Genomic DNA, 21053 nt, shown 5'->3' with positions numbered 1-21053 from the left:
GCCATACCTCCTCTTTGTATTTTTTTATTTTAGTGTTTCCATAAGTCTGTCCAGTTTCTCTGTCATCGTCTTTACATACAGTTTATTTGTATGTGCTGCCTTTGTGCCATCCTCATAGATGACCGTGTAGAAATTCTGGTCTTCTTCATAATATGTAATTTCTTTCTTTGAACCATCCGTCAGTGTATATACAAGCTTCAAAGCCTCATCCCCGGTTTCTTCCGGCACGCTCTCCAGACGTTCCTGGGCGGTCACACTGACACATGCATAGTAGAAATCTGTAAATAATTTTTCATCCACTTCCTGCTCATCTACAAGCCATTTTACTGACTCCAGACCACCCTTTGTCGTCTGTGTTTCTTTTCTGAGCACATGCGTTGCACCATCTCTTGTAACTTCAAGTTTATCAAGATCCCCAATCGAAACAAAGCTGTATGTCAGACTCCAGTAAGAAGCCGCACTGGATTTCAGAAGGTCTGTCAGATACTCTCCACGAATCGTATGAATCTCCGGAAGTTCATTCAGCCTTGCATAATAGTTGCCATTTTCATCCTCATCGCCTACGGAGAGTTCAAACTCTTTTGCTTCTTCTCCGTCTTTGTATTTTACGGTGAGTACCATCTGCGGATCGTCCAATCCATATTTTACATAATCGGAACAATTGTATTCAAGATCCTGATACCAGATAATATTGGACACATTATCCTGGACCATGCCGACCAGATTCAGGTTTGCAAGCTGGCTTTCTCCCTCTTCATCCTCCACCGTACACTGGTCATCCCCCGTCATGATAAGAACATAAGAATCTTCTTCCTTGTCCACATCAAACTCTGTCATCGTTTCCGGTTTTACCTTCGGGAAGTCCGTATAGGCTGCAAAATCCTGCAGCTTACCTGCGAAATCCGAGTCAAAAGCAGTTTTTGTCATATAAACCTTATCTGATTTTTCTTCTGTCTGGAAGTACAGTTCATGCGTGGACGTATTCTTATCTCCGATATACAAATCCTTCTCTGTTCCGTCAGAAAGTGATATCTGAATCGTATTTGCCGGTTCTTCCAGTCCGAACTGCGCCAGATCCCCCCTTGCGTCCAGCTCTCTGGTACAGCTCACAGAAGAAATATCTGCAAGCAGCTTCTGGATCTTATTTTCATTCATCTGAAATACAGAGTCATCCGGACAGATCCAGGTGTCATTCTTTTTTTCAAAGGTCAGTATCCCGTCGTCACCGCTGAAAGAAATACTGCTCACTTCATCCGTGTCTGTCTCAAACACAACAGATGCCGCAGCCTCTTCCTGCTCTTTCTGGCTCTCTGCCTCTTTTTGTTTATCTGAGTAACGCAGAAGAAACAGATAGGCCAGTCCTGCAAGGATGACCAGGATCAGTGCAATGACCAGTTTTTTTATTTTTTTTCCATCCATCAGCGTTTTCTCCTTGATGCCCAGACTGCCAGTCCTGCAATAATAAACAGAAGTGGAAGTGTAAATACACAGATCGCTGTCCATATATTTGCTGCCCGGTCTGTCAGTGTCAGATATTTGACCTGAAGGCTCTTGGTCTGTACTGCCGCTGAAGTTTTTTCTCCATTGCAAAGGTAATTTACAGTTCCGCCGAGAAGCTGTGCATTGCTTCCGGATACAGCCTGATTATAATTGGATTCCAGCAAATATCCTGTACTGTAATAGACGATCTCCGTATCAGCCTCATCATCGTTGTTCGTATCTTCCTGGATCAGCATACCGATCGTAAACGGACCGCTCTTATCTCCCTTTTCCTTCTCAGAGGTTGTCATGTTTTCCACATCTTCTTTGCTGTAGGATGCATCAGAAGTCGTCAGAAGCGGCTGATAGGTGATGGAATCTCTGTGTGAATCCGAAGTAAGGATTCCCTGGCTCATCGGTGCCAGAACAGAACCATTGCCATATACATTTTCGGTAATTGCCGAATAACTGATATCCGGAACCAGACAATACTGATAAGACATATATTTATCAGAGTCGCCTTCCAGGATGATTCCTTTTTCTCTTTCAACTCCATAATTTGCGAGGATGGAGTCAAAATTCGGCATATCCTCTACGGTATAATTTGAGAAGATGATCGCTTTACCTCCGTCTTCCAGATAGTCAATGATCTTCTGTGCTTCTTCCTCAGAATAATCTACTGTCGGCGTATTGATAAGAATTGCATCTGCATCATCCGGAACCTTATCTGTGGTCATCAAATTCAGCGTCAGTGGATTTACATTATCCTTGGAGATCACATCTCCAAATGCACTTCCAAGTGCTGTCTCTCCATTTCCGCTTAAGATATACAGATTCGGGATGTCTTTGGCTGTCACATAATCTACAGCACTTGTTATCATTCCCTCACCGTCAAATCCGGTCTTTACATAACTGTAAGTATTATAGTTCATGCTCTCCACATACATGGAATCCGCATTCACTACTTTACTCACATCACCGCTGACTGCGATCACACTGTTATTTGCAACATCTTCCTGGGTATATTTGGAAGTAAATCCCGGATACAGTGCCGGATCGATCTGCTCTACCTTAATGTGGGAGGATGCAGACTCATAACGGTCCAGAAGCTTCTGGATCGTGTCGTCTTCTTTTCCGCCTTCACAGATATAATAAAGCTCCACATCCTGATCCAGATTTTTGAGTATTCCTGTCGTAGTATCGGTCAGTGTATACAGTTTTGCGTTGCTGAAATCAAACTGGGTTACTTTGACCGGAAGATGATTCACGATCAGATTCATTATGATCAGTCCTGCCAGAAGCAGTACGGTAAGCAAAATACTGTAAGAACCGTTTATCAGAATTTTGCTGTTCTGTTTGTTGTCTTTATTCTTCATGTCGTCCCTACCTCCTAGTTCCAGCGTCTTTTTGCAATCGTCTGAACTGTCAGGAACAAAAAGAAAACAATAACAGATACATAGTACACGATCGCGGATATATCCAGAATACCGTCAAAGAAATTTGTCAGCCTTCCATTCATATAAAATACAGACAGAACCTTGCGGAAGCTTCCTTCAAGAAGAGATACTTTTGCAAAATAAACCACCTGGAGTGCCACCTCCAGAAGCACGCCTGCTCCGATCACGACCTTGAGATTTCCGATCATATTATAGACCAGGGCCATCACAAGAACGATCACTACCGTAAATGCACTCACAGATGCGATTGCAGTATTGGGAACCATTTTGCCGATCGTATTCATCAGATAGCAGACCAGCAGAGTTCCGAATGTCATAACCGCTGAGATCACCGGGTTTTCTGTGACCGATGAGAAAAATACTCCGATTGCAATATTGGCACATCCGAGGAGATAGAATCCAAGGATTGAAAAATATGCTGCCGGAAGGTTTACTGTTCCAAACATAGTAAGGATCAGAGGATAAATACAGATGATCAGCATCGGAATGGTAAACAGAACTACAACTGCCAGATATTTACCGATCACAATGTCTTTTACTGTCATTGGCAATGTAAGTAATAACTGATCTGTTTTCTGTTTTTTCTCCTCTGCCAGAACACGCATTGTCAGGATTGGAACAAATACCAGAAAAATAAACTGAACATTCTGGAGTACCAGTTCAAATCTTGGCGAAGCAAGATTCAGATTCTGATATGCAAAATACAGGCTTACGACTGCCAGCATAAATGCAACAAACACATATCCGATCATTGAGATCCGATAACTTCTTAATTCTTTTCTACATACAGCGATCATGCTCTTCCCTCCTCAGTAATTTCAAGAAAGATGTCTTCCAGCGACATTCCTGCCCTGCTGATCTCAAGAAGCGGGATTCCTGCCTCTGCAAAACGGAAGAATAACTGTTTTCTGTAATCCGCCTGATCCTGTACTTTCAGCTGGAACCTGTATGTCTCAGCTTCTTCTGCTTCTTTCATATCAGCGATACTGAGTGCCGGGAATTCACGCAGGATATTCTGGATCTTCTCCAGTTCTCCCTGTGCACTCAGACACAGGATATCCTGTCCCTTAAACAGTTTTTCCAGATTTTCTGTACTGTCACTCACTACCAGATGTCCCTTGTTGATAATAACTACATGGTCACACACTGCCCCAATCTCAGAAAGAATATGCGAGCTTATCAGAACGGTGTGATCTTCTCCCAGCTGCTTTATCAGTGTGCGGATCTCTATGATCTGCTTCGGATCCAGTCCGACGGTAGGCTCATCAAGAATAATGATATCCGGATTTCCAATCAGTGTCTGTGCAATTCCGACTCTCTGCTTATATCCTTTGGAAAGATTTTTGATCAGCCGATCCTTCATATTGGTGATCATCACTTTTTCCATGACATCTCCTATCATGGACTTTCGTTCTGATTTCGGCACGCCTTTGAGATCTGCCACTGTGAACAGATACTCCCAGACTGTCATGTCCATATACAACGGGGGAATTTCCGGAAGATATCCAATATGCTTCTTGGCCTCTTCTGCCTCTTTAAAAATATCATGTCCTTCAATAATGACTTCCCCTGATGTCGCGGCAATGTAGCCGGTCATTATATTCATTGTAGTTGATTTTCCGGCACCATTTGGTCCTAACAGTCCATAGATTTTTCCTTTTTCAAGTGAAAAACTGATGTCCTGTACGGCAAAATGATCTCCGTATTTCTTTGTAAGATTTCTAACTTCAATCAAGATATTCCCTCCTGTTGATCAAACTCTTCCCCAATTATAATACATTATCAGAAAATATGCCACTGTTGTCCCTGATATGTATGAAAGAAAAGGCGTCCGCCCGCGGGCGAACGCCTTCGTTATCGCATTTCTAATTTATTTAAACAGAACTGCAATACAGATTAAAGTTTGTCAACCCACTCTGCCATGTTGTCTTTGTAGAATACATAAGGCTGACCTGTGAGAACGCCTGTGCCACCATCGCCATTGTCTTCAGCGGTGAATGTCTCAGCTTCATATTCGCCCCAAGCTTCCATATCAACAGTTGATCCTGCGGATCCGTCGAATCCATCGTTCTGAACTGCCATCTGGATAGCTGCTGTAGAAGCTCCAAGATGAGATACATCCCACAGCATCATGTATGGGCAAACAAATGAGAACTCATCATCATCTGCTGTAGCCGGCATATAGTTCTTCATTTCTGAAGGAAGTCCAAGACCTGTCAGTTTGATATCAGATTTAGCCTGTGTAAGAACTTCACCTGCTGCTGCGATACCAACTGTTGTTGGGGAGATGATTGCATCTACATTGTTTTCAGCCAGGAATGCCTGAGCCTGTGTAGTAGATTTTGTTGCTTCGTCATCACCATATTTCTTGTTGAGTTCTGGGCTTACTTTGCCTTTGTAGATGTCTTTCTGAAGTTCCTGCTCCATAACTGCGATCCATCCATTCTGTACAGGTGTATCGATACCAGCGGAAAGAACACCAAGTCTGATTTCATCTCCGTCATAATCAGCAAGAGCTGCCTCTACAGTTTTTTCCATTGTTACGTCTTCCGGATCATAAGCTACGCCAAGAACCTGAAGAACTGCTGCACGAACCTGCATAGCTCCGATATCTTCTGTGGATGCCTGATTGTTGTGAGTTACACGATAATCAGCAGATGCAGAAGAGTCAACGGATACGATCGGAACACCCTTTTCCTGAGCTTTTGCAAATACTTCATCAAATCCTGTGTCACCATTTGTAGAAATGGAGATGGATTTGCATCCCTGAGTAATTGCTTCGTCAATGAGCTGTACCTGAGCTGCTACAGTTGTCTCAGCCGGTGATTTCTCTGTGCAGTTTTCCCCAACCTGCTCCATATAAGATGAGAAACCTTCATACATGATAACACCAAATGCGTTACCTACGGATTTGAACATAAATACGTGGGAACCAGATACATCTGATGTGTTACCAGCTGCTGAAACTGCTGCCGGAGCTGCCAACGCCATTGTTGTTGCAAGGCCCATAGCCATTGCCTTTTTGAGATTTTTCTTCATGAAACACTTCCTCCTTTTTTTATATATATAAACATCTTTGTGTTTATATTTCGTAGTTCAGACAGCTAAGATTATTTGAAACGCTCTTTTGCTTTCTTTGCGTTTTCCTGCTGTTCTGCCCACCACTGAGCAGATTTCTCTTTACATTCTTTCTGAGCTGCTTCGATCTTCTTATTGAGTTTCTCGATCTGAGCTGCCTTGTCAGATGCATTGCCTTTTTCAAGTTCTTTGATCTGTTTCTTCATATCTTTAACAGCAGCTGCTGTTCTGTCATTGATTGCTTCAATGTTCTTATTGTTATGATAGAACAGTCTCAGTTTGATATCTTTGATCATCTGTTTGTTGATCGTGGAGATCAGGATCGTTACGATAAGGATAACACCGATAACGATTTTCTTTGTGTTCGGGTCGATACCCATAAGTCCCAGTGCATATGTAAGGAAAGCCATGATAAAGGTTGCAATGATAGGTCCCCACATTTTACCTTTACCACCATTGGTAGAAACACCACCTAATACCGCACAGGCGATCGCTGTCATTTCATATCCTGTACCCATGGAAGAGGAAAGACCTCCACCCATACGTCCGATAAAGAAGATAGAACCGATACCTGCCATGAATCCCATGAGGATAAATACCTGCATTTTGACTTTCTTAACACTGATACCTGAATAATTTGCACATGTCGGGTTGTTACCAACAATGTAAACTTTACGTCCAAATGGTGACTTGTGAAGAACAAAAATGAAGATAGCACCCATGATAAGGAAAAGCACCATACTCAGCGGAATGATTCCACCAATGTTCATCCATCCGATCTTGTTGTACCACTTCGGGAAATTCTTCAGAGAATTCTCACCCAGAACGATTTCCACAATACCTCTGAATAACATGGATGTAGAAATTGTAGTGATAACCGCCGGCATTTCAAGGAAAGCAACACAGAATCCATTGAATGCTCCACAGAGCATACAAACAATGATTCCGACGATAACACAGATGAATGACGGAAGTCCTTTATCCATCAGAAGTCCTGTTACCATTCCACCCAGGATCATCTGTGCTGCTACTGATACGTCAATGTCACCCAGCAGAAGGATGAATACCATACCAAGTACAAGCGGAGAAACATCCAGACCTGCATTGATCATTGACTGAACTGTACCGTGGGTAAAATAAAGATCCGGTTTTATAACCGCCAACAGTACATTAATTAAAACCATGATATATACAAGAATCATTTCCCATTTGACAAGGAATTTCTTTAATACAAATCCTTCCTTGACACTGAGGTCTCTGTCGTAATTACTTCCTGGCATTAGATCAACGCACTCCTTTCTTTGAGAGCCTGTCTCTTAGCGGACTGCTCGGTAAAGTAGTTAATTGCAACGGCAACAATGATAATTCCGCCCTGGAGTGATTTCTGCCATACACTCATACCAGGAATCATACTAATGAAATATGTAATCACAGACATGATAAGTGCACCGATTGCCACACCATCCATACGTCCTTTACCACCGGTGATAGATACTCCACCGAGAACGCAGATTGCGATCGCAGTCATTTCAAAACCGTCTGCCATTCCATAATAACCAATTGCATAGTTTGCAGTATAAAGCATACCTGCCAGACCTGTCACTGCACCACAGATCACGAAAGAATAAAATGTTACCTTTGGTTCTTTGATACCTGCAACTGCTGCAGATTCACGAGATGTACCAATTGCATAGATTCTTCTTCCTGCGGAAGTATATCCAAGGAACAGTCCTGCTACAACCAGCAAAATGATCGTGATCCAGAGGATGATCGGCAGTCCTAAGAATTGTCCGATCGCAAACGTACGGTATCCGTTCAGTTCTTCGTACTGTGCAGCGAACCACCACTGTCCGCCTGAAACAACAAACGCAAGACCACGGAAGATGTACATCGTACCCAGAGTACAGATCATCGGAACCATGTGAAGGTATCCAACCAGGAAACCATTCAGTGCACCACAGAGTGCGCCGAGAACAATTGCAAATAATACCCATACGATTCCAGGGATTCCCGGATGGCTGCATGCAAGAGTGGTACAGGAAATACCAACAAATGCAAGCTGGGAAGCGATGGAAATATCAATACCACCAGTAAGAATAACCATCATCTCAGCAATCGCAAGGAGTGCATAGATTGTATTGTTCTGAAGCATACTTACCAGAGATGTGGCAGTAAACATACCCGGTGTAAGGAAACGGGCGATCACCAGCAAAATGATCAGAACTGCGATCAATCCGGTATTTCTGGATTTTAATAAATTTTTCATTATTTATGCCCCTCTCTTTCTTTCAGAGATGCTTCAAGCAGCATTTCCTGGGTTACAGTTTCCATATCGCCAAACTCACCTGTCACACGGCCGCTCTTCATTACAACGACTCTGTCTGCAACACCAAGAACCTCCGGCATTTCAGAGGAAACCATAATGATTCCGTATCCTTTGCATGCCAGACTGTTCATAATCTCATAAATAGAATATTTTGCACCAACGTCGATACCCTTTGTAGGCTCGTCCATGATCAGAACCTTCTGATCGGAACTCAGCATCTTGGCAACAACGACTTTCTGCTGGTTACCACCTGACAGAGATGACGGCGGTGCTGTAATATCGTTTGCTTTCAATTGGATCTTCTTGCACAGGACAATCGCATTTTCCATTTCTTTATCTACATCCATCTGTCCGCTCTTTACAAACTGCTTCATGGAAGCGGAAGATACATTCTGATAAATAGGAAGTTCATTTACAAGCCCCTGTGTCTGTCTGTTCTCCGGAAGAAGTCCGATTCCAAGATTCAGAGCATCAATCGGACTCTTGATATCTACTTTCTTTCCTTCCAGACGGATCTCACCGCTGTCCGGATGCATTATACCATAAATTGTCTGACATACCTCAGTACGTCCTGCTCCTACCAGACCTGTCAGTGCAAGGATCTCACCTTTACGTACATTGAAGGAAATATTCTTGAAATATCCTTCTTTGCTGATATTATCAACCTCAAGTACCACATCACCGATCTTGGCTGTTTTCTCAGGATACATGGAATTCAGTTCACGACCAACCATTGCCTTTACAAGATCTGCATTTGTGATCTTGTCAACATCCCAGGAACCAACATATGTAGAATCACGGAATACGGTAACACGAGTAGCCAGCTCATACATATCTTCAAATCTGTGCGTGATAAAGATAATAGAAACGCCTTTGTCTCTCAGATCCTTTGCGATACGATATAACTGAAGACATTCATTTCTTGTAAGAGAAGCTGTCGGCTCATCCATGATCAGGATTCTTGCGTCACAGGAAAGTGCCTTTGCGATCTCAACCAGCTGCTGCTCTGCAACAGATAAGTTGCCCATCGGTTTGTTTACATCGATCTCTGCACTTAAAGGCTGAATCAGTTCTTTCGCACGCTGTCTCATTGTCTTCCAGTCATAGAAGCCAAATTTATTCTTAATTTCCCGTCCCATAAAAATATTCTCTGTGACAGTCAGATCAGGGAACGCTGTTACATGCTGATAAATAGCAGCAATTCCAAGTTTTGCTGAGTCTGTAGTGTTTCTTAATGTTACCTGCTCACCATCCAACAGCATAATTCCGCTGTCCGGCTGATGTACACCGGTAATGACCTTAATGAAAGTTGATTTACCTGCTCCATTTTCTCCCATCAGAGCATGAATCTCGCCTCTTTTTAACTGAAAGTGAACTCCATTCAGAGCTTTAACTCCACCAAATGTTTTTACTACATCTTTCAGTTCCAAGATATACTCACTCATTTTGTGTCTTACTCCTCCCTTTCCTTCGTTGTGATTGAACTGCGTTGCGTTCTTTATGTATCTGATTTTATACAAATCATAGAGTTTTTCAATATATAAAATTGCTTTACAGGTATCAAAAATTACGTTTTTGGCACTTTTTTATATTTTACAACAAAAAACATCTTATCTTTTAACAATCTTCACATCAGTTACATGTACCTGTCAGATTTTGTTTATCTATATTGCCAATGACAGTTTTTACATAAATTTTCTCCTTTATTTTGGTTCTTTGTACACTTTTTTTTCTTCTGTATTATTGATATAATAAAAAGCATTACCAGTTACGGGTCCCTTCGTGCACAGTAACTGACTATCATTTCTTGCGGAGGTTTTTATGCGACTGCCAAAACACATTATGCCTGATGACTATTTTTCAGTCACCCCCAAAACAGATGTCCAGATCACAGCCCTTCCCTTCTATATAAAGGAAGTCGGATACTGCAATGACCGTAAATTTATCCGTGGTGCCTGCAACAATTATTCAGACTACTTATTCGTCTACTCCCTGTGTACCATGAAGTTCAAAAAAAACGATGAGAAACATCCTGTTCATTCCCATGATATCATTGTATCTGCCTGCAATACACCGTTGACCTTCTCTCTTCCTATTTCTTATGGAAAGACACAACGTGAATACCTGTATTTTATCATCGGTGGATCACACGCACAGCAGTTTTACAATTATATCAGACGGCATGACTGTACGTTTCATTTCAACAAGCTTCACCATATGCTGGATCTTTTTCTTGAGATTCTTGAGATTGACTATAAATCAGACCCTATGTCGGCACAGATGCATGCCAGTTCTGTAGTGCATCAGATCTACCTGGAACTGTACATTCTCTCCCAGAATATTCTGAACGCCAAAAAACAGACTCCTGTTCAGGACAGTGCCGTAAACACAGCACTTAAGTATATCCAAACGCATTATCAGAGTGATCTGAGTATCGATGCAGTCTGCAACAGCGTCAGTTTCTCAAAATATTACTTCTGCAAGCTGTTTAAGGAGCATATGGGAATCTCAATCCACCAGTATGTCACTGAATTCCGTATTAATAAGTCCAAGGAACTTCTGAGTTACTCCAAACTCTCCATTTCTGCGATTGCAACCTCTGTCGGATTCAAAAATGCACTTACCTACACGCGAAACTTCGAGAAGCTGGAGCATATGACACCTTCGGAATACAGGGAATTATACTAAATCTTTCATCATGGTACTTTTCCCAGAAAAATCCGACAGATTTACAGAAAAAAGACATAAAAAAGAAACCCCGGATTTTCCGGGGTTTCTTTTTATGTCTTCAGAACACTGCTTCAAAAGCTGTATTCAGATTAGTCATAAAGGTTTGGAGCGATCTCTTCGTCATCCATGTTTGTGGAATCATACCAGTATCCATCTGTAGGAACATCTTCAAGTTCCTGTCCGTTTGCTGCTGCTGTAAGAGCGTATACTGCGTAGTATCCCATCATCAGAGGAGACTGTGTAACTGCTCCGAGGAATGTTCCGTCCTGAACAGCTGCTTTGATGATAGAACCAGCGTCGAAACCAACACCGATAACGTCGCCTGCTGCTGCGTCAGATCCAAGAACGTTCAGGTTTGCGTTAGCTGCAAGAACACCTTCTGCGGCTGTCTGGTTGGAACCGAAGATAGCGATGCAGTTTTCTTTGGAAAGGATAGCCTGTGCTTCATTGGAGCAAAGCTCTACAGTTGTCTGTGCCGGAACTGCAACCTGGATAACAACGTCTGCGTCTGCTTCTGTTGCATCAGCGCCTTTTGCTGCGTTTACATAGAATTCGTTTCCTGCAACTGCTACTGTTTTGCCATCAGCCTGAAGAAGTTCGATCATTTTGTCGATAAATCCGCCGCCACGCTGCTGAATGTTCTGAGCTGTAGCATCCTGGTTAACTTCACCGATAACAACCTGTCCGTCTGCATTAGCTACTACGTCTTTGATCGCATCGTACATATGAGTTGCTGCTTCTGCACCAGCCTGTGCGTTGTCTGTGCAGACTTCACATACTACAGATCCTTCCGGAGCATCTGCGATACCTGTATCAAATGTTACAACCGGGATTCCTTTGTCAGCACATGTCTGCAGTGCATCCAGAACAGAAGATGTATCGCATGCTGCAATACCGATTCCTTTCGGGTTGGAAGCGATTGCTGTGTTGATCATGTTAACCTGGTCAGCGATATCGGACTCACTGTTCGGTCCCTGTGGTGTGTAAGTAACACCAAGTTCTTCAGCAGCTTTCTTCATACCTTCCTGAGCTGCATCCCAGTAGGTAGACTGGAAAGATTTAACCATCATCGGGAATTCATATGCTTCGTTTGCTTTCAGATCTTTGAACTGATCCGGGAGATCAGCTGCCATAACTGTTGACATAGACATTCCTGCTACCATTGCTGCACAGATGCTTAATGCTACCACTTTCTTGAAATTCATAACTTATTTCCTCCTTAAATAATATATTATATAGTTTTTATTTTATGATACGCCGGAAGGAAGTTCCGGCGCCCCTCATACCTTAACCAAATATATATCCCAAATTGCTGTTACATAGCTGCTTTTTTCTTTTCTTTTACGATATCGATCAGAACCGCACCGATCAGGACAAGACCTGTGATAATCTGCTGCCAGTTTGCCTGAAGTCCTACATATGGAAGACCAGTCTTCAGAAGCATGATGACAAAGATACCGACAAATGTACCGATTACGGAACCGTAACCACCAGTTGCTGCAACACCACCGACGAATACACCACCGATCGCGTCCATCTCAAGTCCGGCACCTGTACCAGGCTGTACTGTAGGTGTTACTGCTGCATAAGCGATAGCTGCAAGTCCTGTAAACAGACCACATACTACGTATACCATTACATGGTAGAATTTAACGTTGATTCCTGAAAGAGCTGCTGCTTCTTTGTTGGATCCGATTGCGATGGTGTAACGTCCGAATTTTGTGTGATTCAGAACGAATTCCATCAGAAGAACCAGAAGAACCATCCACAGGAAACCGATCGGATAACGAGAAGCACTTCTTCCTGTTCCTATTGTAAGCTTAAAGATGGAGTGGAACCATCCACCATCCTGTGTAAGTCCCGGCCATGGTGTTGCACTGCAGAGAGAGCCTGCACCACGGGTAATCATACATGTACAAAGAGTTGCAAGGAACGGCGGCAGGTTCATTACACCAATAAGCACACCATTCAGTGCTCCGACAGCGATTCCAAGTACCAGGCAGAGCAGCATAGCCGCTGCTACCGGCAATCCATGGCTTCTTACCATTGTTCCGGCGATCAGTGCGTAACACACCATACCGGTTCCGATTGACAGGTCTACACCACCAGTAATAAGAGGGAATGTAACACCAATTGCCATCAGAAGATCATAGTAGGAGAAATCAAGCATACTTAAGAGTGTTGTATACTGTCTGAACTCCTTACTCATGATAGAGAATACCGCACTTAATGCGATAATAACCAGCAAAACAATAAATCTCTGATCACTTATAATACTTTTTTTCTTCTTAGTCATGACTTTCCTCCTTAATCAATATTCCTTGTAGCCTTATCCATGATGTGTTCCTGTGTTGCTTCGGAAATATCGATATTTCCTGTTACTTTACCTTCACACATAACGATGATACGGTCACTCAGACGGAGAATTTCTGTCATTTCAGAAGAGATCATGATGATGGATTTGCCTTCTGCTGCCAGTTTACTCATTAACTTGTAAATTTCGTTCTTGGCACCAACGTCGATACCTCTGGTCGGCTCATCGAAGATCAGGATATCACTGTCACGGGTAAGCCATTTCGCGATTACGACCTTCTGCTGGTTACCACCGGAAAGGTTTACAACCAGCTGATCTCCGCTCGGAGTCTTGGTAGCAAGTTCTTTGATATATTTCTCACTGACTGATTTCTCTTTTGCTTTGTTGATGAAGAGTCCATTGGTGAAATCTTCCATTGTAGCCAGTGTGGTATTTTCATTTACGGATTTCTGAACAACAACTCCGTATCTTCTTCTGTCCTCTGACAGATAACCGATACCATATTTAACAGCATCCTGTGGTGTGTTGATCGTTACTTCACGAAGCTGTCCGCTCTGTTTGTCCATAATAGAGATTTTGCCGCTCTGTTTCGGGTCTGCACCAAACAGTGCTCTCGCTGTCTCAGTACGTCCTGCACCCATCAGTCCGGAGAAACCAAGAATCTCACCTTTATGAAGTTCAAAGCTTACATTCTGAACCATCTTTCCTGCATTCAGGTTCTCTACCTTAAGAACAACCGGCGCATCCGGTGCAACCATGCTGTGTTCCTTAGGATCTTCATAGATAACACGACCAACCATCATGTTGATGATATCTTCTTTTGTACTGTCTTTTGTGATCAGAGTTCCTACATAACCACCATCTCGCATAACAGTTACACGGTCTGTGATCATCTTGATCTCATCCATACGGTGTGAGATATATACAATACCGTAATTCTTCGCACGAAGATCACGAATAATTACGAACAGGTCAGCGATTTCTTTCTCTGTAAGAGCTGCTGACGGCTCATCGAAGATGATGATCTCTGCTTTGTGGGAAATTGCTTTTGCAATCTCGCACATCTGCTGTTTACCAACAGTAAGGTTGCTCATCTTCTCTCGCGGATCGATCTCGATATTCAGATCCTTGAATAATTTCCTGGAGTCTTCAATCATCTTCTTGTCGTCTACACGGAATCCCTTCTTCGGCTCACGTCCGATGAAGATGTTCTGTGCGACAGTAAGGTCTCCGACCATGTTCAATTCCTGATGTACGATTACAACACCGGCATCCTGTGCTTCACGAGTATTGTGGAAAGCAATTTCCTGACCTTTGTATGTAATAGAACCGGAATCTTTCTGATAAATACCGGTAAGAACTTTCATAAGTGTAGATTTACCGGCACCGTTCTCTCCCATAAGTGCATGTACTTCACCGCGTCTCACTTCGAAGTTAACGTGATCCAGGGCATGAACACCAGGAAAGGACTTATCAATATCCTTCATTGTTAAAATAACGTCACCCATTGTTTCATCCTCCCTTTCGATCAGTTCTTTCTACGTCTTGCAGAAACGTCGGCATATACAGCTACGATTACGATGATACCTGTAATAATCATCTGCTGTCCTTTACCAAGACCAAATGCCATGATTCCCTGCTGCAGAAGAGAGATAATAAATACACCGATTACAGTACCGCCGATGGAAGCAAGTCCACCAACCATGGATGTACCACCCATTACACAGCCTGCGATTGCTTCGTTGTTGTACTGATCACCATAACCAGGCTGAACGGTTGTATATGTAGCTACGAAGAACAGTGCTGCGATTCCTACCAGGAAACCACAGATCATGTATGCAAGCATGTTCCATTTCTTGGTGTTAACACCGGAAAGACGAACTGCTTCTTTGTTGGAACCAAGGCAGAGGATATAACGTCCAGGTTTTGTATTGTAGAGAACAATTCCACATACAACTGCCATTCCAAGGAAAATCACCAGGCCTACCGGGAATCCCTTGTAGGATACAATATTACGGAACCATCCGTTTACCGGGTCACTTCCCAGCGGCCAGCTTACGGACTGTGTCTTTGTAAATACGGAAGCAATACCTTTTGCAATGTTCATGGAAGCCATGGAAACGATGAATGCTGGAACTGACAGGTAAGAAACCAGCCATCCGTTAAAGGTACCAAATGCAAGACCGATCAGGATACAGATCACGATAGCTGCTGCACAAGGAAGACCATAAGATGTCATGCAGTAACCTGCTACCAGTGCACAACAGAACATTACCGGTCCGATAGAGAAATCAATTCCTCCAGTTGCAATTACAAATGTAACACCCAGTGACAAAAAGCCCAGGAAGTATACATAGTTTAAAGTAGACTTGATACTGTCACCAACAGGGAATTTACTTCCCAGAACTACTTTAAAAACCACGAACATAAGAACAAGAATACAGACAAGCAGGATTCTGTTCAAGCCGAGCTTTTTTACGATTGGATTTTGTTTAAGCTTTTCCAATTTTTCACCCTCCTTAAAAGTTTTTTATATCTGCGTTTTCTATATAATAACGTGAATTCTGCACAATTGTAATGGAATATCTTCCAAAAAAAGGTTAAATATTTACGGTTCGTACATAAATATTTAACCTTTTTTATAATAATTTCATTATTTAATTCATGAAAATTTCAACGTATTAAACGGAAACAACAGTTTTTCAATCTCACTGTTGTACATATTGTCCGGTGTTACCAGTTCGCAGCCGGAATTTACATTCTTCTCATAGCTTTTGCCCCGCAGCATAAGAACCGTTTCTTTCACACCCATGTAGCCCATCTTAAAGGCCTTCTGCACGACCAGTCCCCTGAAAACTCCATTTTCCATCAGCTGAACTGCTTCCTGGGAACTGTCCACACCTACAACCTGGATACTGTCCTTTGCCCCTGCTGCCTTTACTGCCCTGGCCGCACCGACCGAAGAATACTCATTCATTCCCGCGATCATCTTGAGATCCGGATATTTCTGCATCAGTTCAATAGTAAGCTTGCGAGACTTCTCATACTGTGAATCACAGTAAACTACATCCACAATATTATCCGCCAGTTCACCCAGACCTTTTCGAAATCCCTCTTCTCTCTCTACTGCAGTAGATACGCCTTTCACATGAGCCACGATTGCAATCTGATCATCCGGTCCAAGAAGGGTGGCTGCAAATTTCCCCAGTTTCTCTCCTGCCTCCAGATTATCTGTAGAGACCGTCAGATCCTGGATTTCTTCTTTTGTATAGGAATCAATAAAACTGATCCTGATTCCCATATCTTTTGCCTTTTTGAGAAGTTCATCTGAATCAGTGAAGCTTGAAGGTGAAAAAAGAATGGCATCCGGTTCACTTTGGATTGCTTCTTCCAGCAGTTCATTCTGACGCTTAACATCGTTTTCTTCGGACGGTGCAAGAACGCTTATCTCTGCGTTGTATTCCTTTGCTGCCATTTTGGCACCGAGGATCACGGATTTCCAGAAATCATTCGTACCATCCACTACCTTCGGAATATAGATCAGTGAAAGCTTCCTTTCTTCTATCTTCTTATTTCTATACCAGATGCCTCCGCCCAGTCCTCCGATCAGGCAGATCACCAGGCAGATGCTCAGCCATTTTCTGTGTTTTGTCATCAAATTGCCTCCTGACTGCCAGGAATCGTGATCGTTGCCGTTGTTCCCTCGCCTTTTTTGCTCTCGTAGGTAATTCCATAATCATCCCCATAATAAAGTTTGAGACGTTTCTGTACATTATAAACGCCAACCCCATTGGAATGATAGTTCACCTTGTGCTTATCATAAATATGTGCAAGTGTTTCCTCATCCATTCCCACACCGTCATCAATTACCTGAAGAACCGCATTTCCATCCTTCATAAAGCCCTTTACAATAAGAAGTCCTTTGCTTTCTTTGTACTTCAGGCCATGATAGATTGCATTCTCAATAACAGGCTGAAGAACCAGCTTGATCAGTGGTATATATAATATAGAAGAATCTACATCAATCTGAAATTCCAGTTTGTCTTTGTAACGCATTTTCTGGATCGTAAGATAGCTTTTGGCATATTCCACCTCATTTATGATTGGAACCACCTCATCCTCATTGCTGATACTCTGTCTCAGAAGGCGGGCAAGCGATGCCGTCATCAGCACAACCTCCTCATTTTTCTTACCCTCTGCCATCCAGATGATGGAATCCAGAGTATTGTACAGAAAATGCGGGTTGATCTGTGACTGCAGTGCCTTGAGCTCACTTTTGCGCTTCTGCTCCTGCTCGTAGACATTCTGTTCCATCAGTTCCTGTATGCGGTGGGTCATTGCATCAAATGATTTCGTAAGACTTCCTATTTCATTCTCTGAATCCACAACAACATCCGAAACACTGAAATCTCCCTCCTGAACCTTTTTCATGGAATCACGGAGTTTCTGGATTGGAAGTGTGATGCTTCTCGCCATAAATCTGGAAAATAAAAGTGCAACGATCACCAGAAGAACAGCAGTAAGTACATAAACACTCTGTGCCTGATGGCTCTTGCTCAGAAGTTCACGGACACTGGTACAGTCTACAACCGTCCAGCCCGTCTTTTCGGAACGCGAGATAGAATAAAGCTTTCCGTCTTTCCCTGTTCCTGTCAGAACCGTATCGTCATCCGTCTTCATGATCAGATCGATGTTCTCTGTCTGCAGTTCATTGTAGAGCTGCTGCTGCTGCGGATGATAGACAATATTCCCCTTCGCATCCATGATAAATGCATATCCCTTGGTTCCCACTGTACTCTGATCACACAGTCCGCTGATCGCACTGTAGTTCAGATCGATAAAGAAGACTCCCTCTTTCTCGCCGCTTCCCTCACGGTCACGGATTCCACGACTCAGCGTGATCACCCACGGACGTTCCCCACTGATGATATGCTGCACATGAGAGGATGTGAGCTTCGGTCCCTCCGGACTGTCCAGTGCCTGTGTATACCATTCCTGCGTATTCAGATCCAGATCACTGTTTACTGATTTCTTGCCATGATTGATCAGCATTCTGCCGCTTTTACTGATAATTCCGACATTTCGGATATCACTCCGGCTGTCCAGGATCGTCTCAAACTGATTCAGGATACGGTATCTCGCCTCATTATTGATCTCATCGTCAAAAAGATAATCCTGAACATCCTCACTGCTGGAGATCAGATAGGCAATATTCTCCATGTAATCTATATAGGAGTCTATATTCTGGTTCATCTGCTTGATGATCGTATGCGTATATTCCGAAGAATTCTCAAAAATAGAAGTATTGGTAAAACGCATGGATACTGCTGTCACGATCACAACTGCAATGAGAACCAGAAATGCAACCGTCGAAAAAATAACACTCTGAATACTCTTGAATTTCCCAACGATCACAGTTGCAAGTCCTTTTTTGTTCATCTGCGATTCTCCCTTGCATACTCTGTCGGTGTACAGCCGGTCATCTTCTTGAAGGAAATTCCAAAGTAATGTGCATCTGCAAATCCGACCTTCTCCGCAATCTCATAGTTTTTCAGGGTTGTATTTTCCAACAATTCCTTTGCCTTTTCCATTCGGGTACGTATCAGGACTTCTGTAAAAGTTTCTCCTGTCATTTCTTTAAATATAGAACTGAAATAACTGGTACTGATATTCAGATATGAGCAGATGTCATTAAGACTGAGATTAGGATCCATATAATTTTTCTGGATATAATCCAGGGCCATTCTTGCCTGACGCTCTCCACTTGATGTATTTAGCTCTGCCATGGCATCGTATACTCGCAGGATATATTTTCGCACGATCTCACATGCCTGACTGAAGGATTTCTGTTCTGTTATCTGACAGAGCAGTTCTGCTCCATCCTCATGAATTTCTGATATATCTGCCGAAACCTCCTCAGCCGCCATGTCCGCAGCACGGATCACCTGCTGCAGATACATACATGCACGACTTTTATCTGCGAGTGATTGTTTGATCTGCTCTTCGATAAACTGAAGTTCCGTTTCCATCTCTTCTGTTTTTCCGGATTTCAGTGACTCTTTCAGTTTATCCAGTGATTCTCTGAGATCAATCTCCTGAACAGGATATGTTTCCTCCATATCGATCAGAAGGCTGCCTCCCTGAAGGTAACGGTACTGAAGCGCCTGCTCTGCCATATCATGAGAGGCACTGAGGTTTTCGAGATTTTTCACCCATTTACCGATTGCCATCGAGACATCTGTTCCCATGACCTTCTTGATTTCTGTCTGAATCTCATGACAGATGCTCTTGATTTTCCCGTCAAAATTGCGGCTCCATTTTGTCTGAAACAGAACACAAACCCGATTATTTCCTTCCTGATAAGCAATACCGGTCTTTTCACGCTTTACGATCTCATCCGTGATATTAAAAAGTACAAATGCCATCAACGCACTTTCCTGACGCTTCTCCACATCCAGCTGGTACATTCCGGAATAGAGATCGATATCAAAAACCGCCACACGGTATCCGCAGCCGGAAAGAGTAATCCCCATCTTCTGTAGTCTGTTCAGGCTTTTCTGGATATCTGTGGTGCAGTTCACCAGGGCTTCCATCGCCTTCGAACGGATAACCTGTACATTCTCTCGATAGTTTTCGGATGTTCTTGTCAGTGATTCCATTTTCTTTTTTTCTTTGCGGAGCTGATCTACTTTTTCTTTCATTTTTTCAATCACACCAGTAAGCTCCAGTGCTGTTACAGGCTTGAGCAGATATTCGCTGACTCCATACTGGATTGCCTTCTTGGCATATTCAAACTCTCCGAATCCACTAAACACTACGATCACAATATCCGGGTAGTTGTCATGCAGAAAATGGCTCAGTTCCATGCCATCCATATATGGCATAAGAATATCTGTCAGTACGATGTCCACAGGATGTTCCTGCACAAATTCTGCTGCCTGTTTGCCATTCTCGCAGTCTCCTACCAATTCACAGTCAATACTTTTCCAGTCGATGTTCTCTTTTATTGCGTCCCTGACGAGGATCTCGTCATCTACCAACAGTATTCGATACATGTATATAATTCCCCCATCATAATTTTTACGAGTTTGATTATTTTTTGTCAGTATTTTATTTTAACACGAATCAAGGGATTTTTGTACAAAAAAAAGAGAAGATTTTAAAAAAAATTAGAGGATTTTTATGTTTTACAGGATGCTGAATATGAGAGGTTCCCCTGTCTGGTGACACGCTGCGTTTCCGGATTTTTTTCGTGCGCTTATTTGCCCCTTCCTTTTGTTAACTCGCTTCGCTCAGACAGAACAACGGAAGGGACAGCTAGCACTCACAAAATCTCGGAAGCCTCGCTGAGTCACTGGACAGGGGAACTTCTCACGTTACTGTTCACTCCGTTCGCAGTAACTTGGTCAAAATGCATTCCAAATCACCTTCGGTGATGGCATTTTGCCCCGTATGTCTCGGGATTTTGCCATATTCATGGCAAAACACCTCGCGGGATATTACCTGTGAACAGTTACCTTCTCACTCCAACCTGACTGTGAAAATATGAAAAATCTCCACCCGCGTAGACCAAGATTGAGCCGCAAGCCTCTTCCGCGTGGCCAGGTGGGGTGCGCGAGGGGAGAGCGGCCTTCGCAACTGTGAGCACCCTCCCCTCGCATATTTTTTA

The 21053-nt window shown here is 43.0% G+C and carries 16 protein-coding genes; 1 reads left to right on the top strand and 15 read right to left on the bottom strand.

Annotation, left to right across the window (positions count from 1 at the left end):
- Positions 1-24: 24 nt before the first annotated feature.
- From GT674_RS00130 to GT674_RS00095, 8 genes are all read right to left on the bottom strand, one after another.
- The gene (locus GT674_RS00130; RefSeq protein WP_161283805.1) at positions 25-1419 is read right to left on the bottom strand and encodes a DUF4340 domain-containing protein; all 1395 of its coding nucleotides are present in this window, start codon (positions 1417-1419) and stop codon (positions 25-27) included.
- The gene (locus tag GT674_RS00125; protein WP_161283804.1) at positions 1419-2855 is read right to left on the bottom strand and encodes a GldG family protein; all 1437 of its coding nucleotides are present in this window, start codon (positions 2853-2855) and stop codon (positions 1419-1421) included. Before GT674_RS00125 ends, GT674_RS00130 begins: the two co-directional genes overlap by 1 nt.
- 14 nt (positions 2856-2869) lie before the next feature.
- A complete protein-coding gene (locus GT674_RS00120) occupies positions 2870-3733 on the bottom strand; it encodes an ABC transporter permease (RefSeq protein WP_161283803.1) in 864 nt (287 codons plus the stop codon).
- The gene (locus tag GT674_RS00115; RefSeq protein WP_022214489.1) at positions 3730-4671 is read right to left on the bottom strand and encodes an ABC transporter ATP-binding protein; all 942 of its coding nucleotides are present in this window, start codon (positions 4669-4671) and stop codon (positions 3730-3732) included. The genes GT674_RS00120 and GT674_RS00115 overlap by 4 nt, the downstream gene beginning before the upstream one ends.
- Before the next feature lie 161 nt (positions 4672-4832).
- Entirely contained in the window at positions 4833-5975 is a 1143-nt protein-coding gene (locus GT674_RS00110) for a substrate-binding domain-containing protein (protein WP_161283802.1), read from the bottom strand.
- Positions 5976-6046: 71 nt separating this feature from the next.
- Positions 6047-7294 carry an ABC transporter permease subunit gene (locus GT674_RS00105; RefSeq protein WP_161283801.1) on the bottom strand — a complete coding sequence of 416 codons (1248 nt, stop codon included), beginning with the start codon at positions 7292-7294 and terminating at the stop codon, positions 6047-6049.
- Positions 7294-8280 carry an ABC transporter permease gene (locus tag GT674_RS00100; RefSeq protein WP_161283800.1) on the bottom strand — a complete coding sequence of 329 codons (987 nt, stop codon included), beginning with the start codon at positions 8278-8280 and terminating at the stop codon, positions 7294-7296. Before GT674_RS00100 ends, GT674_RS00105 begins: the two co-directional genes overlap by 1 nt.
- Positions 8280-9785 (bottom strand): sugar ABC transporter ATP-binding protein, encoded by a 1506-nt coding sequence (locus GT674_RS00095; protein ID WP_161283799.1) that lies wholly within the window; start codon positions 9783-9785, stop codon positions 8280-8282. The genes GT674_RS00100 and GT674_RS00095 overlap by 1 nt, the downstream gene beginning before the upstream one ends.
- A gap of 376 nt (positions 9786-10161) precedes the next feature.
- Between GT674_RS00095 and GT674_RS00090 the strand changes: the two genes are divergently transcribed.
- A complete protein-coding gene (locus GT674_RS00090; protein ID WP_161283798.1) occupies positions 10162-11028 on the top strand; it encodes a helix-turn-helix transcriptional regulator in 867 nt (288 codons plus the stop codon).
- A gap of 131 nt (positions 11029-11159) precedes the next feature.
- Here the strand turns inward: GT674_RS00090 and GT674_RS00085 are convergent, their stop codons facing one another.
- The 7 genes from GT674_RS00085 to GT674_RS00055 form a co-directional block, all read right to left on the bottom strand.
- Positions 11160-12275: a substrate-binding domain-containing protein gene (locus GT674_RS00085; protein ID WP_161283797.1), complete on the bottom strand. Its 1116-nt coding sequence runs from the start codon at positions 12273-12275 to the stop codon at positions 11160-11162.
- Between the two features lie 110 nt (positions 12276-12385).
- On the bottom strand, positions 12386-13366 hold the full coding sequence (locus tag GT674_RS00080; RefSeq protein ID WP_161283796.1) for an ABC transporter permease: 981 nt from the start codon (positions 13364-13366) through the stop codon (positions 12386-12388).
- A gap of 11 nt (positions 13367-13377) precedes the next feature.
- Positions 13378-14892 (bottom strand): sugar ABC transporter ATP-binding protein, encoded by a 1515-nt coding sequence (locus GT674_RS00075; protein ID WP_161283795.1) that lies wholly within the window; start codon positions 14890-14892, stop codon positions 13378-13380.
- Positions 14893-14912: 20 nt separating this feature from the next.
- The gene (locus GT674_RS00070) at positions 14913-15890 is read right to left on the bottom strand and encodes an ABC transporter permease (RefSeq protein WP_161283794.1); all 978 of its coding nucleotides are present in this window, start codon (positions 15888-15890) and stop codon (positions 14913-14915) included.
- Between the two features lie 156 nt (positions 15891-16046).
- Positions 16047-17039 (bottom strand): substrate-binding domain-containing protein, encoded by a 993-nt coding sequence (locus GT674_RS00065; protein WP_161283793.1) that lies wholly within the window; start codon positions 17037-17039, stop codon positions 16047-16049.
- Positions 17039-18823: a cache domain-containing sensor histidine kinase gene (locus tag GT674_RS00060; protein ID WP_161283792.1), complete on the bottom strand. Its 1785-nt coding sequence runs from the start codon at positions 18821-18823 to the stop codon at positions 17039-17041. The genes GT674_RS00065 and GT674_RS00060 overlap by 1 nt, the downstream gene beginning before the upstream one ends.
- Entirely contained in the window at positions 18820-20439 is a 1620-nt protein-coding gene (locus GT674_RS00055) for a response regulator (RefSeq protein ID WP_161283791.1), read from the bottom strand. The genes GT674_RS00060 and GT674_RS00055 overlap by 4 nt, the downstream gene beginning before the upstream one ends.
- Positions 20440-21053: the final 614 nt, after the last annotated feature.

It is taken from the genome of Blautia sp. BIOML-A1, from assembly GCF_009883055.1.
Classification (GTDB): domain Bacteria; phylum Bacillota; class Clostridia; order Lachnospirales; family Lachnospiraceae; genus Blautia_A.
The sequence above is the reverse complement of the archived record's forward strand: the minus strand, read 5'-3'. Positions and strand labels throughout refer to the sequence as shown.

Bases quoted from the DNA above. Each gene is read 5' to 3' on its own strand.
- GT674_RS00130 (WP_161283805.1), bottom strand. From the start codon at position 1,419: ATGGATGGAAAAAAAATAAAAAAACTGGTCATTGCACTGATCCTGGTC.
- GT674_RS00125 (WP_161283804.1), bottom strand. From the start codon at position 2,855: ATGAAGAATAAAGACAACAAACAGAACAGCAAAATTCTGATAAACGGT.
- GT674_RS00120 (WP_161283803.1), bottom strand. From the start codon at position 3,733: ATGATCGCTGTATGTAGAAAAGAATTAAGAAGTTATCGGATCTCAATG.
- GT674_RS00110 (WP_161283802.1), bottom strand. From the start codon at position 5,975: ATGAAGAAAAATCTCAAAAAGGCAATGGCTATGGGCCTTGCAACAACA.
- GT674_RS00105 (WP_161283801.1), bottom strand. From the start codon at position 7,294: ATGCCAGGAAGTAATTACGACAGAGACCTCAGTGTCAAGGAAGGATTT.
- GT674_RS00100 (WP_161283800.1), bottom strand. From the start codon at position 8,280: ATGAAAAATTTATTAAAATCCAGAAATACCGGATTGATCGCAGTTCTG.
- GT674_RS00095 (WP_161283799.1), bottom strand. From the start codon at position 9,785: ATGAGTGAGTATATCTTGGAACTGAAAGATGTAGTAAAAACATTTGGT.
- GT674_RS00090 (WP_161283798.1), top strand. From the start codon at position 10,162: ATGCGACTGCCAAAACACATTATGCCTGATGACTATTTTTCAGTCACC.
- GT674_RS00085 (WP_161283797.1), bottom strand. From the start codon at position 12,275: ATGAATTTCAAGAAAGTGGTAGCATTAAGCATCTGTGCAGCAATGGTA.
- GT674_RS00080 (WP_161283796.1), bottom strand. From the start codon at position 13,366: ATGACTAAGAAGAAAAAAAGTATTATAAGTGATCAGAGATTTATTGTT.
- GT674_RS00075 (WP_161283795.1), bottom strand. From the start codon at position 14,892: ATGGGTGACGTTATTTTAACAATGAAGGATATTGATAAGTCCTTTCCT.
- GT674_RS00065 (WP_161283793.1), bottom strand. From the start codon at position 17,039: ATGACAAAACACAGAAAATGGCTGAGCATCTGCCTGGTGATCTGCCTG.
- GT674_RS00060 (WP_161283792.1), bottom strand. From the start codon at position 18,823: ATGAACAAAAAAGGACTTGCAACTGTGATCGTTGGGAAATTCAAGAGT.
- GT674_RS00055 (WP_161283791.1), bottom strand. From the start codon at position 20,439: ATGTATCGAATACTGTTGGTAGATGACGAGATCCTCGTCAGGGACGCA.